The organism is Vibrio sp. QJM3NY_21, assembly GCF_057785975.1.
In genome coordinates this window covers 995,017-1,011,536 of record NZ_CM173514.1, presented here as the reverse complement: position 1 = coordinate 1,011,536, position 16,520 = coordinate 995,017, and the positions used below count along the sequence as shown (strand labels likewise).

Sequence of the window (16,520 nt, the reverse complement as noted above, 5' to 3'; positions counted from 1 at the left end):
TTTTGTGGGGTTATCCGTGTTTTAGAAATAAAAAAGAGGTAAGCCGATAAGCTTACCTCTCTGTTTTCTTACTAAAAAACTAGCGCTAATCACGCATGTTCAAAATCAATACTGCCGCTAGAGCCAAGAACGCCGTCATCATTAAGAACACATCGTTGTAAGCCATGATGGCAGCGTCACGTTGCATTGTACCAAGTAAGCTTGCTTGCGCTTGTTGCATCGCCGTTGCGGAATCACTTCCTGACTGAATGAAAAACGCTTGTTGTTGCTCAAGCGTCTGCCAACCAAGTTGACTCACAGAAGGTAACGACTCCTTGATGTGTGCCAAGTGCTCACGGGTTTTGTTATCCAATAGCGTAGCGATAATCGCGATGCTGAAAGCGCCCCCTAAGTTTCGCATCACGTTGGTTAACGTTGATGCGTCTGGCGTGTCTATTTTGCTGATGTTTTTCATGGCAACCAAAGACAACGGAACCATAATAAATGGGCTACCAATAGCACGCAGAACCATAGATAAAATCAGCTGTTGCCCACCAAAATCGATTGTCATGTGTGTATTTACGTAACAACTGAAACCGAACATCGCGAAGCCAAAGGTAACCAAGTACTTAGGCTTAATGATCTGTGTTAGCTTGGGGACAATTGGGAATATCAGAAGTTGTGGGAAACCCATCCACATTAGCACTTCACCAATTTCCATCGCGTTATATTGCTGAATTTGAGTGAGATACATCGGCAGCACATAGATAGAGCCAAGCAACGCCATCCCCAAAATCAAATAGGCGATACAAGACATAGCAAACTGCCCATCCCGCAATAGCCGCAGGTTAACCAATGGCTTTTTGTGTTGGAGTTCGTTTATCACAAAGTAAACCAAACTCACCGCCGACACGATACTCAAGCCAATAATAAAGCTCGAACTGAACCACTCTTCACGGTTACCTTCTTCTAGTACCACTTCCAAACAACCTAGCCCTAACGCCATGGTGGCAATACCAAACCAGTCTGCTTTTTTCAGCGTGCCAAGGTCGAGCTTTTCATCATCCAAGCCATATCGGATCATGGTGATCACAAGCAAAGCAGGCGGAATATTGATGTAGAAAATATAGTGCCATGAAAAGTTCTCCGTCAGCCAACCACCAAATGTTGGGCCGATCGATGGAGCAAAGGTCGCGGTTACGCCAAACAGTGCCATACCCACAGCGCGTTTGTTAACAGGTAATAACTGAATCACTAACGAGAAAGCAAGCGGGATTAAAGCACCACCACTGAAGCCTTGCATCGCGCGGAATACGATCATCGAGGTCATATTCCAAGAGAACGAACATAACAAAGATGAAATGGTGAAAATGGCCGTCGTCCACGTGATATAACGGCGTTTACCGAGTGCTTTAGAAAGCCAACCACTGAGTGGAATAGCAATCATCTCTGCGACTAGATAAGACGTAGAGATCCACGAACTTTCATCCAAGGTGGCAGACAGCGCACCTTGAATATCTTTAAGAGACGAGTTGGTGATCTGAATATCCAAAATCGCCATAAACGCACCAATTAAGCCGCCAAATAGGGCGATCCAATGGCGTCTTGAAACTTCGTCATCATCATTAGTGTGGGTGACAACACCAGTATTACTCATGATCTAGCCTCGTTTATCGATGGTCGCTACCACAGACAAACCAGGAAGCAGTCTACCTTTCAATTCTTGCTGATCTGGAATGGTAATTTTCACCGGCACACGTTGAACGATTTTAGTAAAGTTACCGGTCGCGTTTTCTGGTGGCAGTAGCGCAAACTTGGCGCCAGTTGCAGGGGAGAAGCTGTCTACCACGCCTTCAAGTGGCTGACCCGGAAAGGCATCCAGTTCGACTTCTACGGTTTGGCCTTTGTGAATGCCGCTTAATTGAGTTTCTTTGAAGTTAGCTTCAATCCACACTTGGTTGTCTGGTACCAAACTCATCAATGGCGCGCCTGCTTGAATCAGCAAGCCTTCACGGACGCTACGTTTACCAATCACGCCATCTGCTGGCGCGTAAACCTTGGTGTAATCAAGGTTAAGTTGTGCTTGATCTCTTTGTGCTTGAGCTTCAGTCACGGATGCGTTTGCTTGTTCGATTTCACTCGCAATCACGATTAGTTGATCATTACTTGCGACGAGGTTTGCTTTTGCTTCTTCAAGTTCTGCTTGGGTGACTTTTTGTTGTGCGACCATGCTGTCGACTTCATCTTGCGAAGCGTAGTTACGCTTTAATAAGCTACGGGAACGCACGACTTGTTGGATTGCACGCTCGTATTCAGCTTGTGCAGAATCAACACGGCTCTCAGCTTGATTTATTTGGCTACGTTGTAACGTTTGTTGAGCGATAAGGTTGTGTACGCTTGATTGAACGACGCTTAAATGCGCATTCGCCTGAGCAAGTGCAGATTGGTAATCACGATCATCAATTTGAACCAACAAGTCACCTTGTTTAACCGATTGGTTATCACTCACGTAAGACTTAACAATATAACCAGACACCTTCGGGCTTATATTAGTGATGTCGCCTTGTAGGTAGGCATTGTCGGTAGATTCAAAGTATTGGCCATAGCCGTACCAATATCCGGCACCAGCAAGACCTAATGACAGCATGATCGCAGTAGCAATAAGCGGGGCTTTTTTACGTTTTTTTGTGCTTACTGATTGCGAAGCGTTGTTGTTCTCTGTCATTTTTTATTTCTCATTTTGTTTTTATTTAGATGTAACGAATTGTAAATGAATTCGATTGATTGATAAGATAGGAAAAAAGGGAAACACTGTTGCAAAAATCTTACTAATAGGGCTTTGGGAGAAGTACGATGGACTTAAATGCTGTGACTGTTTTTACACAAGTTGTTGATTGTGGGAGTTTCACGCACGCAGCTGAAGCATTGAACATGACCAAGTCGACCGTCAGCCGAAAGCTAGACGAGCTGGAGCAGCACCTAGGTGTGAGGTTGATCACTCGTTCGACACGAAGTTTAGTTTTAACGCCAGAGGGTGAGCGCTTTTATCAGTCGAGTATGCAGATGCAAGAGATCATGAACCAAGCTGAGTTAGAGGTTTCTGCCAATCAGGATTTGATCCGAGGGCAGTTGAATGTTGTGTTGCCTGTCGAATTGGGACATCAAGTATTAGCCACATACATCCACAGTTTCCTAAAAGAGCACCCAAACGTGACTTTGAACTTAGAACTGTCGAATCGAGAAGTCGACATCATTGCGGAGGGGATCGATCTTTACGCGCAAATTGGTGAGCTGGTGGATTCGAGCTTGGTTTCTCGCTACCTCACAACATCGAAGCGTGTATTGGTAGCCAGCCCTGAGTATTTAGAACAGTTCGGTGAAATCTCTTCACCCGATGACCTTAAGCCTCCATTTAGGATGATTGAGGTGGTGAACAAGGCGGCACGTCTACCTAAGTGGCATTTGCAATTAGAAGGCGGAGAGTCGATTTTGATCGATCTACCGTGTCAGTTGCGGGTGAATACCATCACGGCATGCCTAACGGCGTGTGTGGATGGGCTAGGCTTGGCGGTGCTTCCTGAATTCATTTGTCGGGAACACTTCAAGACAGGTAAGCTGATTCGTTTGTTACCTGAATATGAGATGCCAGAAGTTTCAGTAAGCCTAGTGTATGCAGACAGGCAGTTGATGCCGAAACGTAAAAAGGTCTTTATCGACTATCTACTGACTGCCTTTCAAAATAGGAAGCAAAAGTAACGGGGATAACCTTAGCGGGTAAATAAGTGCTTAGGCTTCCTATTAATCGCTTTGCCTAAACCGTATCGAAGCTAATGATAAGTTGACTGCCAGTCGACGACTTGTCCATTCACTAATATAGCTTTGACCGATAGGGCAGCAATATCGATACCGTTGTGACGAAATGCCTTGTTGGAGAAGTTGGCTATGATATTACTCCCGTCACTGAACTCGGTTTGTTGAACATCGCCGTTCTTATCTAACCAGTCGAAATCGACCAACTCTTTATCCCATAACTGTTCGTGCATCGGTTCAAAGCCATCTTGATAGCGTTTGAGTGCTTTGATCCTTGGACTTGATAAAGCTTCATCTCTGGTCAAGTGAACCATCGGTGGTGTGTTGTACAGCATCGCGGTTAAGTCACGTTCTGCTTGTACATTAGTGAACTTAAGGCTGTCTGAGTGCCAATGGTGCGTATTGATTACTTCATCATGGAAAACGGCTTGGTATAACGGAATTCGATATTGTGGCGAAAACAGTAGCGACTTGTAGGGCTCTTTAACCTCGGCGGGTTTAAAGAAGAAGTCAGGCTTGTGGTCTGGGTACCAACGACCTAAGTAATAGGGAGAACGGCGGTTCTCTTTCATGTCTTTATCTGTCCAACCAAAACCAACCGTTTCTAAGCCGTGTGCAAACACGATGCCTTTTGTTGTTAGGCTGTTGCCGTCTTCAGATCCTAATACTAACGATGGTTGCTCGCTTAGCCACTGCATTCGGTTGTTGAAGGCAGAAAGCATATCCGATTCGTTTGTATCGCCATTGAGATTGCTGTTGCTATGACTCTTGCTATGACTGTCTATAGAGCCGCTGTAATCCTCACGTGCCATAGCGGTTGCATCAACATCTAAGAACAAGCTGTTGAAGTTGCCGAATTTCATAATGTCTTGAGCGCGCTGCTTTACGTAATCTAAATGGCAATTCGGATTAAGATAGAATCCGTTACCTCGAAACCCTTTTTTTAGGCTGCCATCCGCTAGTTCAATGGCACAACTTTGACGCATTGGCTCTGGTAATTGAGCGGTTAGCCAGTTGTCGTTCAGCTTCGCAGGAATGGCTGTGTTGTAGGAGTCATAGGTGCCGACCAGATATCCTGACTGTTTTGCCAGACCCACAGCGTTAGGTTGATAGAATGCTGGCATCCAATTATCAAATCCGAGCCAAAGTTTGTTTAAGCCTGCCTTATTTAGATTGGTTACCATGTCTGAAGACAACGCTTGTCCCCAAGTGTCTGACGAGTTTAGGTAGGGGGAGGCGTGTTCAACCAACCAATTTTTCTTATTCTGCGCTGCCACGTATTGAGCTTTGATCGTGTTGTTTTCGAGTGTCGGAGTACCGACTGGAAGTAACTTCTGTAACGATTGGCTAATAGAATCCAACAATAACTGTTTGTGGTACTGACTGAACCAATCTTTAGCCTTGGAGAGTGATGAAAGCTCTCTTTTTGCTTCCTTGGAAACGTTGAGTTTAGAGCCCTTTAGATACCAGCTTTTCAATCCCCACCAGTCGCTTACATCTTGGACGCTTAGTGGATCTTTGCCAAACAAATAAACGTGGCTCGCGCCGATCAACTTACTCACATCTGGATTGCGCTTTTGCTTTGCTACAAGTGTTTCGGACTGGTCATTATCGATGCGCCAATCGCGGTAGTGTTTCGCTCCATCTAACCACGAGTCTCCAAGGGTGATACGAGCAATAAAAGGTTGTGACTGATTGAGCGTCGTAAATTGGTGTGATGCCTTCATATCAATTTTTGTCTTTGTATTTGAGGAAGCATTAGAGGACGCATCTGAAAAGAGCAGTTGATTGTTGGTTGCATTAATCATCTGGTAGCTAATGAAGTGGTCGTTCTGTTGTGCTGTCCAAAAAGGCATCTTTAGGTCTTGAGTGGTGTTGCTTCCAGAATGGTTGTCGACTAGATAACTACCCCAAAGCTTGTTATTTGTAGGTACACGCATGCCTTCGCTAAAAGGAAGAAATAGGATCTGAGTTTGTTGTTCTGCAAGATCAAACCACGCCAACTCTACGGGCTGGTTACGTTTCACCTGTATATTGGAAGGGAAGCTGAACTGAAAAGTGAGTTGATCTTGATTTAGTTCTGCCTCAATGTTTATCCCACTAGGTACTAAGGTCCAAGTTGCGGTCTTTGCTGAGTTAGTTTTATCGGAAAGACCAATGACTAGATTGGTCACTTTCTGTGGTTGGCTATCAACGGTGAGAGCGCCGCTGTTAACGCTTAAGCCGTTCCAATCTATCTCTAAAGTATTCGATGAAATAGAGACGGTATTGTTGGTAGCACTGTTAGCGTTGTCGCGAATACTGCTGCCGCTAACGCTGCTATTACTGGTTAGCGTTATTTGGCTCGCTTGTGCATTGGATGAAAACAGACAAGCTGTTGTTAAAGCTACAATGGCACAAGTAGAAAGGTTGAGTGGGTGACGTACGCTGAGCATATCTAGATTCCGTAAAGGGTAAGTACGGTCATTACACCCAAGTAGCGTTTGTGCTTTGTCACCTATATGTCTCTATTTTCTGCATTACCTAGTTCTAATCTTCTTCTGAATGCATTCCATTAGAAAGGCACCGCGACACGCTGCACATATTGGACTTCAATCGCGCCTTGGTATTCAAACATTTCAACCGAGGCACTCAAGTGTTTGGCATTAGTCCCTAGTGGGCTTTCTGTGGGAACGGGTGCTTGCGCTGTCTTGATTGGCACTTTGTAGCCTAACAGGTTGTAGTTCTCATCGAACCATTGCCAACTCACATTGGCGTTAGGGCAGTTGTCGATCACCTTCGGTGGCGTGATCACGATATGTGGTTCGCTGAGTTTACTTTCGAGTGTTAACCATCGCTTGTTGTCGTCTAAAGCCACAACAATAGGATAGTGGTTCGAACCTATCCTTAGTTGATAAACACCAGATTCGGGTTTGATAAACATTTCACTGGTCTCAATCTCTTGATACTCATTGTTAGAAGGGAGTTGTCCATCGAGAAGGATTTTACCTCTTGGGGAGACCAGAGAGATAGGTTGTGTTTGGATTTTCATGTCTTCACTGAGTTGTTCTGCAGCGACTTTGATTTGATAACCTTGCGATGACAGGCCGTAACGTCGAATGAAGCTAACTTGAATGTGATGTTTCGTCTCAGTGTCTTGTCTTAGTGAAGTTCCGCATTGAGTTTGGCTCAATATCTCTTGTTTCACAGGCAGCCAAAGCTCACTATCGAGTGTTTGTTGATCGAGTGCGATTTGAAGCTCTTGCCACGCAACTTGAGGTTGTTCATCAAGCAGAGATTGATACGTATGTTGTAATGGCGTGTTGGTAAACCAAGCGGCGTGACACGCAAACGGCAAAGCGCAGATCAATGCGATTAACGAAGTGACTCTCATTATGATTCCCCAGCTAAGCGGTAACCAACGCCGCGATGTGTTTCGATCTTTAGGGTTGGCAGCTTCTGGCGCAAGCGCAGTATGTGATTATCCACGGTTCGGGTACTTGGAAAGGCTTGATAACCCCAAATCTTATTGAGTAACTCATCACGATGAAACACACGACTTTGGTTCTGAACAAACAAGACCAATAACTGGAACTCTTTAGGTTTTAACGTGATCGGGCTTTCATCCAAATAAGCGATTCGTTCAGACAAGCGGACTTCAATGTTGGCGTAATTTAGTTGGCTCACACCTAACGGACGAAGTTGGGTAATGACTCGAGCAAGCAACTCCTCGTTTGAGAAAGGTTTAGTGACGTAATCTTTGGCACCTGCCATTAAGCCTTCTACGCGTTGTTGGACTTCCACTTTAGCCGTTAACACAATCACTGGTAGGGCTTTGAGCAGTAACCAATTCGGCAAATGTCGCAAGCTGTCACCGTCTTCGAGTTGTCGATCCAGTATCACTAGATCGGCTCGGAACCATTGCTTACTGGCACTCTCTGAATCCTTCGCCCAAAGGCATGGGTAACCATTGGACTCAAAGAAGCTGACGAGGCCTTGTCCAAGTAGATGGTCGTCTTCAATCAGCAGTAGGGTGTTCATAAGCTATTTCCAAAATACATCGGGTTGGGTTACGAAGAATAATGAGACGGCCATTCGCTTGTTTCACCAAGTGCTCAACAATAGTTAGGCCAATGCCCATGTTATCTTGCTTATGAATGGTGGTCGGTGTCACTCGTGAAATAAGGCGTTGTATTAAGGAAGGGAAATGCCCTTCGTCTTGAACTTCAATCGTTAACTTTTCTGCGAGCGCTACTTTAACCAAAACCTTGCCTTTGCCATGTTGTTTGGCATTCTTTATCAAATTATCTAAGCAGATGGTTAGCCAGTAATACGGTAGGTTAAGTTCAGCATCACTTGAATCACATTGATACTCGATATTGTGCTTTTCACATACATGATCGAGCCACTCTTCTAATGAAGCGTTTTGCTTCAACAAAGGTTCTGACTGATCCGAACTTAGATACACTTTACTGTTTTCGGTGAGCTGAGAGAGCCTTTGATAGTCGGATATTAAACGCCAAACCGCATTTTGAGTTTCATCAGAAAAGTCATCGTAGCGATTTCTAAACATTTCGACGGTTAGACCTAGGCTAGTAATGGGCGTGCGAAGTTCATGAGTAAGAAGCTGTAAAACGAACTGCCTCTCTTTTCGTTGTTTTGTTCTTAGGTATAAGACTCTACCGAGTCCGGAAAGCAACGTTAACAGCAATGTAAAGATCAACGTTTTCATGATCAGATTGTCATTGCTAGGTTCGCTTAAGCAGACGTTGCTGTAACGAAAAGTGCAGGTTTCACCCGTCAAAGACACCTCTTGCTGCTCTGCAATAGGTTGCCAAACATTTAAGGGAATGGCTTTCCAGCCTTGTTCGCCACTTAACCAAAGCACATCGTCCTGTTGCCAAGCGCGGTATCCATTGAGCAGTGCTTCTCTGCCTTGAGCGGTTAGCGATTCTAGCTTGATATATAAAGGGTGCTGAGGGTTGGTAAGACTCAAAAATGGGCGTATCTGCTCGCTCACATCTGGGTAAGCTACTAAATAACGATCAGCAAAACTGCCACCTGCAGGGTGTCGTTTGGAGTGTGCTGCAAACCAAATGGAATCCAATGCTTGTTGCTGACACAAAGCGAGCTCAAACTCGATGGCGTCATCTAATGAAGGGTTATTGCTTTCAATCGTTCGGCAGTGATCTTGTATTGACGCTAACGCTGCGATGTCGTCCCAACTGAATTGGTTGAAATCAGGATAGCGGCTACGTTCATGAAGCAGAACTTTCGGATACTGAGCCAACTCTTGTTGAGATACTAGGATTGGGGATGATTGCCAGCTCAGTTGATACAGGGTTTGCCACTTGTCTTGCAAACTTTGGGCATTGGCTAGAGTTGGGAGCCAAAAGATCAAGCCAAGGGCTAAGGTAAACCTGCGCATCCAATCATTCTCGTTAAAAGTCGTGGGGCGAGTCTAAAGAATTTTGGACGTGATTTGTAACCTGAATGTCAACAAGTGTTCCTTTAACAACAAATTGTCGAGTGGGTCATGTTTTAAAATAATAAATTGGAAATACAGTAAGTATCATTTTAATGAATTAAACTAGATAATTGTGTACTTATTGTCATTATTGAACGGATGGAGGGGACTATACTGGGCTCATACCTAATCAGAGGAACCACCATGAAAACACTCATTAAATCAGTATTGGCACTTAGTATCTTAACAGCGGGCTCGGCTCAGGCGTTCGAATTAACGAGTAATGATATTCAAGAAGGTCACCCAATGGCGAAGACGTTTGAATATTCAAGTTGGGGCTGTGATGGCGAAAACTTGTCACCGCAGTTGATGTGGAAAGATGCTCCAGCAGGAACCAAAAGCTTTGCAATCACGGCTTATGATCCAGATGCTCCGACTGAAAGTGGTTTCTGGCACTGGGTCGTGTTTGATATTCCAGCAACAGTGAGCGAGCTACCTCGTGGTGTCGACATCTCTAAAATGGGTGGCAAAGAAGGCCGCATAGATTATGGAACGGTAGGTTTCGGTGGCGCTTGTCCTCCTGAAAAAGGTGGCATGCACCGCTACCAGTTCACGGTTTGGGCATTGCCAACGGATAAGCTCAACCTAGACGAAAACACGCCGTCGGCTGTGGTTGGATTCACGTTGAACAGCATGGCTCTAGACAAAGCGAAACTGACTACAACTTACACACGTTAATAGCTTTATACACGTTAGTAATTGACACAAGCTAATAAAGCGACCAGTTATTGATGCGATAGCTGGTCGTTGATAATAAGTAAACAAGGGGGATGAGATGAATCATCAATATCAAGTGACGATCTTTCGTGCAGAGCAGTTACAAAAGCTACGTAATGTGAGGATTCTATCTCCTAGTATCATTCAGATCATTACAGGCAGTAAGCGCCTGTTTTGGAAAGATTCAGCGGCAGAACTCTCACATTCTGAGCTGCTGTTGTGTGAGGCATCAGCGTCATTAAGTTTTGAGAATATGCCTCACAAAGGACGTTTCTTGTCGCGAGTATTCAGCTTTCAATTCCAACCTTCTCAAGGGATGCTTGATTTAAGTGAGGAACGCTCGAATGATCTGGGGCTGCCTACAGTACAAGCGGACCGAAGCTTACAAGACTCACTCAACGCGCTGTTTTCGTTTGATACACAGAGCATGAGCAAAGAGACCCAACAGTTTTGGTTGCAGGGCTTATACCAACAATTAGCTGAAAAAGGTGTGTTGCATCGATTGTTTGCCAGTGCCAACGTCTTGTTTAGCCAAAAGCTCAGCCATTACCTTTCACATTCACCTGATGAGAAGCACCCACTAGAGTCGGTGGCGGAGCGTTTTGCGATGAGCCGTGCCACGCTTATCCGAAAGCTCAAACTGGAAGGTATGCAATATCGTGAGGTACTGGCTGAAGTTCGCTTGAGTCATGCGCTTTATCTAATGCAAAACGGGCAGCAGAATGTGGCGATGTTGGCTCAGTCTTGCGGTTACCAATCGGAGGGGCGTTTTAGTCAGCGCTTTAAAGGGAAGTTTGGTTTGTCGCCAAGCGAATACATCAAAACTGTCGTCAGCAATACAGTCGCGACGCCATAACTAATCTGTTTGTCCTAAACGCTCACTTTTTTGTCTCGTGCTGCCAATGCCGCGAAAATCGTGCACGCAAAAGCAACAGATGCGATCAGCAGAATGGGAACACTCCAAGAATCGGTTTGAGCATGAAGCTTACCCACCAGCGTTGGGCCTGTTGCTGCTAAAGCATAACCAATTCCTTGCGCCATACCCGACAGCGATGCGGCTTGGCTGCTATTCGATGTTCTCAGGCCAACAAAAGAGAGCGCGATAATAAACGTAGAGCAGTTGGCTAATCCAAAGAGTCCCACCCAAAAGATCGCAAACTCAGGCAAATACAGCAGTCCAATTAATCCAATGAATACACTCGAAGTACAAAGCGTAATGAGCCATTGTTGGTTATCGCTTTGACCTAAGAACGGCAGTAACAGCAATCCCGGAACCATAGTTGAAAATTGTAGAAATCCGTAGATATAACCCGCATCGATTTCGCTGTAGCCAAGGTCGTTCAAGATCTGTGGAAGCCAGCCTGCCAAAGAATAGAAGGTAAATGAGTTAAGCCCAAGAGCTAGTGTCACTTGCCATGCAACGCCACTCTTGATCATCTTCTTCATCGGAATTGGCTTTTCTTGATGCTTGTTATTGGTCGATGAAGAAGAGCGTTTTCTGATTTTAGGCAACCAGATCATCAAAGCTAACATTGGGAATATTAGGTTCATTAACAGTGCTAATTGCCAACCCGTGATCGTAAATAGGGTTAGATTTGAAAACGGCACCATCAAACTTGAGCCTAACGTCGAACCGATGCCCATCGTAAAAATGTACAAAGAAGTGACTGTCGCAATACGAGTAGGGAAGCTAGTTTTCACTACTACGGGCAACAACACATTACCAATCGCGATACCAAGTCCAATCATTACTGTGCCGATGTATAACGTCGGAATTGCTCCAAAAGAGCGCAGTGTAATACCCGTAGTGATCAAAACTAAGCCTAAGAGCAAGCTTGGTTCTAGACCAATTCGTTCGGATACCTTGGTGACTAATGGTGAGAATAAGGCAAAAGTTAACAGTGGCAAAGCTGTTAAGAAGCCAGCAGCCGACGACGTAAGGTTGAGGCCTTCCATAACCTGAGAAAGCACAGGAGCCAAGCTCGTAAAAGGACCACGAAGGTTAAGTGCTAGGAATAGAATCCCTAACATGACGAAAATGCTATTACGAAGAGAGGCGCTCATAGATTGTTCTACTGTTCGCTTATGAGAAGAAAAGCTAGCCTACAGGTCATTGAATGATTACACAAATACCGTTTAAATAGGTTTACTAATGATTGAATGTGCGCAGTACGCGCTTTACCAGAGAAGGTCACCCATGACTGAATTGAATATCGATAAACTCATCTCAAATTTCCCATTACTTCAACAAGTGATTGCATTGGAAGAAGTGGTTTGGTTTAACCCAAATGTGACGACTCTGGAGCGCGGTTTACCTTATGTGGGATTGGGCGAGCAAGATATTCATGATGCGAGTTTGAGGTTACAAAGGTTTGCCCCTTATCTGGCGAACGCATTTCCTGAAACTCATGTGACGAATGGCATCATCGAATCTGAGCTTATCGATATCCCTGCAATGAAGTTGGCATTAGAAACTCATTATCAGCAGCCAATAAAAGGGCGTTTGATGATGAAGAAAGACAGCCATTTGCCGATTTCAGGTTCAATCAAAGCGCGCGGAGGTATTTATGAAGTACTAACGCATGCTGAGAAGCTTGCGATTGAAGCCGGGTTACTGTGTGAGAGCGATGACTACAGTAAGTTGCTCGAACCTGAGTTTCGTAACTTCTTCCAACAATACAGCATTGCGGTAGGTTCAACGGGTAACCTAGGTATGTCGATCGGTATCATGAGTGCCAAATTGGGCTTTACGGTCTCTGTTCACATGTCGGCAGACGCGAGAGCTTGGAAGAAAAGTAAACTGCGAGAGCACGGTGTTAACGTAGTCGAGTATCAACAAGATTATGGCGTTGCAGTAGAACAAGGACGGAAAGAGGCAGAACAAGATCCTCGATGCTTTTTCATTGATGATGAAAACTCACAAACACTGTTCCTTGGTTACTCTGTCGCAGGAGAAAGGCTTAAGCAGCAATTCGAGTTACAGGGGATTGTGGTTAATGAACAGCATCCTTTGTTTGTTTACTTGCCATGTGGAGTAGGTGGTGGCCCCGGTGGTGTCGCATTTGGATTGAAAATGGCTTTTGGTGATCACGTGCACTGTATTTTTGCTGAGCCGACTCATTCGCCTTGCATGTTGCTCGGTGTTCACTCGGGTTTGCATGATGAGATCGCAGTGCAAGATCTGGGGATAGACAATCTAACTGCTGCAGACGGTTTAGCGGTGGGGCGTGCTTCTGGCTTTGTTGGTCGTGCGATGGAGCGTTTGCTTGATGGTTACTACACATTAACCGACGAGCACATGTATCAATTACTAAGTGAACTGAATCAAGCCGAGGGGATTCAACTAGAGCCTTCAGCACTCGCGGGCATGCCGGGCGTGATTCATGTTGAGCAAAATAGCGAATACCTTGCTCGTCTACAAATTGATGAGTCGACGCTAGCGAATGCAACGCATCTTGTGTGGGCAACTGGCGGAGGCATGGTGCCGAAAGAAGAAATGGCCGCTTACTTGGAAAAATTGTCGGTTTAGCCCTAAAGCGTTTATAAGCTCGCTGTTTGTTGATGCTTAGCTGTTACAAATATAAGCATTTAAAAAGATAAGTCATGATAGAAGAGTGTTGTTTATCGGTTGAACGCACTCTTTGTTACTCCTAAATCCAGTCGTTATTCAAACAATAACTTGCGCAGATCGTTATCCGAAACACATATTTTATAAATTAGGCTTCTTAGGTGTTCTAACTATCAGTTAGGTTGAGTGGCATTCAACTTGATAGGGATTTAGCAATGCAAACGGATAAAGTGATGCAGACAAGACACATAAACACACCAGAAAAATTACTCCAGCGTTTAGATGCGATTGGGGAGTCTTTGGAAGCATCGGGTAAGGCTCATGCTTTACTGGGATTGGGCTCCGTAGGTATTGAAACGGAGCGACTTGATCAGTATTCAGATGTCGATTTTTTCGCGATAGTACAAACGGGGCATAAGCAGTATTTCTTAGACTGCTTGCATTGGCTATCTGATATTCACCCAATCGACTACGCGGTGAGAAACACCGTCGATGGCTATAAAGTCTTATACGCTGACGGAATATTTTGCGAATTTGCGGTGTTTGAATCCCATGAGTTAGCGCATATTCCATTTGCTGAAGGGCGCATTGTTTGGCAGCAACCTGAATTTGATACGCAGTGTTGTGTTCCACCAGTAAAAGGGGAGGCACACACTAACTCCCAAGAGTGGATCATTGGTGAGGCTCTAACCAATCTTTATGTCGGCATGTCTCGTTATAACCGAGGCGAAAAGCTGTCGGGCAGTCGGTTCGTTCAATCTTACGCACTCGATCGTTTGATTGATCTTGTGGATCAAACTGAACAATCTGAGCCTGAATTCGTTGATGAATTTATGTCGGATAGAAGGCTAGAAGCACGCTTTCCTAAGTTTGCTCAATTGCTACCAACCTTTACACAAGGTTACGAGCGCACGGCTGAATCGGCACTTGCCCAATTAGCATTCCTCAACACCCACTTCACGGTCAATCAAGCCATGTGTGACCGAATTACTGAACTGTGTTCCGGTAAAGATTAAGCCTATAACCTGTTAATCTTAAGACCTATTTTCCTGGTGCGCGTAAATAACAGTTGTCGCTCGTCTGTATTGTTGATAGGTTTTAACCATGAAATTTAATTCTGCTTCAACTTCAATTTTCTTTTGGTGGTGCTCTCAATAGAGCAGCACGGAATACTCACATTCTTTAGCTGCTGGACGGTAGCTAAGAATGTCATAAAAAATGTCGCCTCTTTTTATCTCCAGTAGCCTTTCTAACTTGGAGATACCTCATGAAAACCAATTCAAACAGCCATATCGACAGCAACGGCCATACTGGCAGCAAGAACAATACCAACAAGCCTGAAATCATTCTGACTGGCGATAGAGCAACTGGGCCTTTGCATTTAGGCCATTACGTCGGTTCACTTAAACAAAGAGTCTCTTTGCAGCATGTTCACAACCAAACGATATTGGTCGCTGACATGCAAGGGCTTACCGACAACGCCCATAATTCCTCAAAGGTTTCTTCTAACATTCTCAATGTAGTCGCTGACTATCTAGCGGTTGGTATCGACCCGCTTAAGACTACTATTTGTCTTCAATCACAGTTGCCGGTGTTAGCTGAGCTCACCATGTTCTACAGTAATCTTGTTTCTATCGCTCGCTTGGAACGCAATCCAACAGTCAAAAGTGAAATTCAGAACAAAGAGTTTGGACGTTCAATTCCAGCAGGCTTCCTCACTTATCCCATCTCACAGGCGGCAGACATCACCGCTTTCAACGCGACTTTAGTGCCTGTCGGTGATGATCAACTGCCGATGTTAGAACAAACCAATGAGATTGTAAGAAAGGTTAACTCGCTCGCTGGCAAACCAATCTTGAATGAATGTAGACCGCTTCTAAGCAATGCATCTCGTCTCCCTAGCACCGATGGTAAAAGTAAGATGTCTAAATCGATGGGCAACGCCATTAATCTTGGTGCAACAGAAAAAGAGATCAGAGCTGCCGTTAAATCCATGTATACCGACCCAAACCATCTACGAATTGAAGACCCAGGCAAGGTAGAAGGGAACATCGTGTTCACTTATCTTGATGCTTTTCACACAGACGTTAACTATGTCAGTCAGCTAAAAGAGCATTATCAAAGAGGTGGGCTAGGCGATGGACAAACTAAGAAAGTATTGGAAGAGTGCCTGCAAGAGATGCTTCGTCCTATTCGTGAAAGAAGATCTGAGTTGCTGGATGACAAAGCGCAGCTCATCGATATTTTGCGAAATGGTAGCGAAGTCTCTAGGGAAAGAACGCAAAAGGTATTGTTCGATGTAAAAGGCGTCTTTGGTCTGAATATTATCTAGCATTTACTGCACCTGTCACAGGCTAAACGGCGGGAGAGTGAAAGCGCGATGACTTAGCAATCAAGAGTTTGGTATTCAATGACTGGTTTGGATGTAAATAAAGTCAATTGATTTGAATGGTGATTACGATTGATTTATAAAATGTCTTTTATGAATGTCTTTGAGGTTATGTGGCAAAGCACGATCTCAAAACCTTATCTTCAAGTAATGGTAATTAAATGAAAATTAACGTTTTACTCCCTGTCTTATTTTCGGCTCTGGCCCTAATGTCGGGTTGTTCAGATGTAGTCAGCGATGAATACTCGACTTATGCACAAGCCAAAGAGGAGCGCTTGTTTGACAGAGGTTGGTTACCCGACATCCTGCCTAAATCTACTTTGAATATTGAAGTGAATAACGATCTGGATGCGAATACTTCAAAAGGACGCTTTATCATCAACGAGCCAGCATTGTCCGAGTTTATTGCGAAACTAAAGCCGACTGAATCGACCAGTGAATTTCACTTTGTCGACGGCGAAAATGTTTGGGTGTTCATTGTGGGAGAAGACAGTGTAGTTAACTACACACTAAACAAGCGTGAAGACTAAGTTAATGAATTCCAACCTATA

The 16,520-nt window shown here is 44.6% G+C and carries 14 protein-coding genes; 7 read left to right on the top strand and 7 right to left on the bottom strand.

The features are described from left to right. Positions 1–85: 85 nt before the first annotated feature. Positions 86–1,636 carry a DHA2 family efflux MFS transporter permease subunit gene (locus AC3CID_RS20155; RefSeq protein ID WP_488527312.1) on the bottom strand — a complete coding sequence of 517 codons (1,551 nt, stop codon included), beginning with the start codon at positions 1,634–1,636 and terminating at the stop codon, positions 86–88. A gap of 3 nt (positions 1,637–1,639) precedes the next feature. Next, entirely contained in the window at positions 1,640–2,704 is a 1,065-nt protein-coding gene (locus AC3CID_RS20150; protein ID WP_488527311.1) for an HlyD family secretion protein, read from the bottom strand. Positions 2,705–2,832: 128 nt separating this feature from the next. Here AC3CID_RS20150 and AC3CID_RS20145 point away from each other — a divergent pair, with 128 nt between their 5' ends. Then, a complete protein-coding gene (locus AC3CID_RS20145; protein ID WP_017092646.1) occupies positions 2,833–3,735 on the top strand; it encodes a LysR family transcriptional regulator in 903 nt (300 codons plus the stop codon). Between the two features lie 71 nt (positions 3,736–3,806). On the opposite strand, the gene AC3CID_RS20140 is transcribed toward AC3CID_RS20145, so the two are convergent. The 4 genes from AC3CID_RS20140 to AC3CID_RS20125 all read right to left on the bottom strand — a co-directional run bounded on the left by AC3CID_RS20140 (position 3,807) and on the right by AC3CID_RS20125 (position 9,196). Further along, a complete protein-coding gene (locus tag AC3CID_RS20140) occupies positions 3,807–6,224 on the bottom strand; it encodes a glycoside hydrolase (protein ID WP_488527310.1) in 2,418 nt (805 codons plus the stop codon). Between the two features lie 119 nt (positions 6,225–6,343). Then, a complete protein-coding gene (locus AC3CID_RS20135; protein ID WP_488527309.1) occupies positions 6,344–7,162 on the bottom strand; it encodes a DUF2861 family protein in 819 nt (272 codons plus the stop codon). After that, entirely contained in the window at positions 7,162–7,809 is a 648-nt protein-coding gene (locus AC3CID_RS20130) for a response regulator transcription factor (RefSeq protein ID WP_017087069.1), read from the bottom strand. Before AC3CID_RS20130 ends, AC3CID_RS20135 begins: the two co-directional genes overlap by 1 nt. Beyond that, positions 7,787–9,196 carry an ATP-binding protein gene (locus AC3CID_RS20125; RefSeq protein WP_488527308.1) on the bottom strand — a complete coding sequence of 470 codons (1,410 nt, stop codon included), beginning with the start codon at positions 9,194–9,196 and terminating at the stop codon, positions 7,787–7,789. Before AC3CID_RS20125 ends, AC3CID_RS20130 begins: the two co-directional genes overlap by 23 nt. A gap of 243 nt (positions 9,197–9,439) precedes the next feature. Here AC3CID_RS20125 and AC3CID_RS20120 point away from each other — a divergent pair, with 243 nt between their 5' ends. Next, complete coding sequence (locus tag AC3CID_RS20120; RefSeq protein ID WP_488527307.1) at positions 9,440–9,973, top strand: YbhB/YbcL family Raf kinase inhibitor-like protein; 534 nt, start codon at positions 9,440–9,442, stop codon at positions 9,971–9,973. Between the two features lie 97 nt (positions 9,974–10,070). Then, on the top strand, positions 10,071–10,868 hold the full coding sequence (locus AC3CID_RS20115; RefSeq protein ID WP_488527306.1) for a helix-turn-helix transcriptional regulator: 798 nt from the start codon (positions 10,071–10,073) through the stop codon (positions 10,866–10,868). 14 nt (positions 10,869–10,882) lie between these two features. Here the strand turns inward: AC3CID_RS20115 and AC3CID_RS20110 are convergent, their stop codons facing one another. Then, complete coding sequence (locus AC3CID_RS20110; RefSeq protein ID WP_488527305.1) at positions 10,883–12,076, bottom strand: MFS transporter; 1,194 nt, start codon at positions 12,074–12,076, stop codon at positions 10,883–10,885. 133 nt (positions 12,077–12,209) lie between these two features. Between AC3CID_RS20110 and dsdA the strand changes: the two genes are divergently transcribed. The 4 genes from dsdA (at position 12,210) to AC3CID_RS20090 (ending at position 16,499) form a co-directional block, all read left to right on the top strand. Then, positions 12,210–13,541 (top strand): D-serine ammonia-lyase, encoded by a 1,332-nt coding sequence (dsdA, locus tag AC3CID_RS20105; protein WP_488527304.1) that lies wholly within the window; start codon positions 12,210–12,212, stop codon positions 13,539–13,541. Between the two features lie 254 nt (positions 13,542–13,795). Next, positions 13,796–14,596, top strand: coding sequence for a hypothetical protein (locus AC3CID_RS20100; protein WP_488527303.1), 801 nt, complete (start codon positions 13,796–13,798; stop codon positions 14,594–14,596). Between the two features lie 251 nt (positions 14,597–14,847). Next, positions 14,848–15,912: a tryptophan--tRNA ligase gene (trpS, locus tag AC3CID_RS20095; RefSeq protein WP_488527302.1), complete on the top strand. Its 1,065-nt coding sequence runs from the start codon at positions 14,848–14,850 to the stop codon at positions 15,910–15,912. A gap of 218 nt (positions 15,913–16,130) precedes the next feature. Beyond that, complete coding sequence (locus AC3CID_RS20090; protein WP_488527301.1) at positions 16,131–16,499, top strand: YbbD-related protein; 369 nt, start codon at positions 16,131–16,133, stop codon at positions 16,497–16,499. The last annotated feature ends 21 nt before the right edge of the window (positions 16,500–16,520 follow it).

Coding starts and splice junctions, on each gene's coding strand:
- AC3CID_RS20155 (WP_488527312.1), bottom strand. CDS start 1,636: ATGAGTAATACTGGTGTTGTCACCCACACTAATGATGATGACGAAGTT.
- AC3CID_RS20150 (WP_488527311.1), bottom strand. CDS start 2,704: ATGACAGAGAACAACAACGCTTCGCAATCAGTAAGCACAAAAAAACGT.
- AC3CID_RS20145 (WP_017092646.1), top strand. CDS start 2,833: ATGGACTTAAATGCTGTGACTGTTTTTACACAAGTTGTTGATTGTGGG.
- AC3CID_RS20140 (WP_488527310.1), bottom strand. CDS start 6,224: ATGCTCAGCGTACGTCACCCACTCAACCTTTCTACTTGTGCCATTGTA.
- AC3CID_RS20135 (WP_488527309.1), bottom strand. CDS start 7,162: ATGAGAGTCACTTCGTTAATCGCATTGATCTGCGCTTTGCCGTTTGCG.
- AC3CID_RS20130 (WP_017087069.1), bottom strand. CDS start 7,809: ATGAACACCCTACTGCTGATTGAAGACGACCATCTACTTGGACAAGGC.
- AC3CID_RS20125 (WP_488527308.1), bottom strand. CDS start 9,196: ATGCGCAGGTTTACCTTAGCCCTTGGCTTGATCTTTTGGCTCCCAACT.
- AC3CID_RS20120 (WP_488527307.1), top strand. CDS start 9,440: ATGAAAACACTCATTAAATCAGTATTGGCACTTAGTATCTTAACAGCG.
- AC3CID_RS20115 (WP_488527306.1), top strand. CDS start 10,071: ATGAATCATCAATATCAAGTGACGATCTTTCGTGCAGAGCAGTTACAA.
- AC3CID_RS20110 (WP_488527305.1), bottom strand. CDS start 12,076: ATGAGCGCCTCTCTTCGTAATAGCATTTTCGTCATGTTAGGGATTCTA.
- dsdA (WP_488527304.1), top strand. CDS start 12,210: ATGACTGAATTGAATATCGATAAACTCATCTCAAATTTCCCATTACTT.
- AC3CID_RS20100 (WP_488527303.1), top strand. CDS start 13,796: ATGCAAACGGATAAAGTGATGCAGACAAGACACATAAACACACCAGAA.
- trpS (WP_488527302.1), top strand. CDS start 14,848: ATGAAAACCAATTCAAACAGCCATATCGACAGCAACGGCCATACTGGC.
- AC3CID_RS20090 (WP_488527301.1), top strand. CDS start 16,131: ATGAAAATTAACGTTTTACTCCCTGTCTTATTTTCGGCTCTGGCCCTA.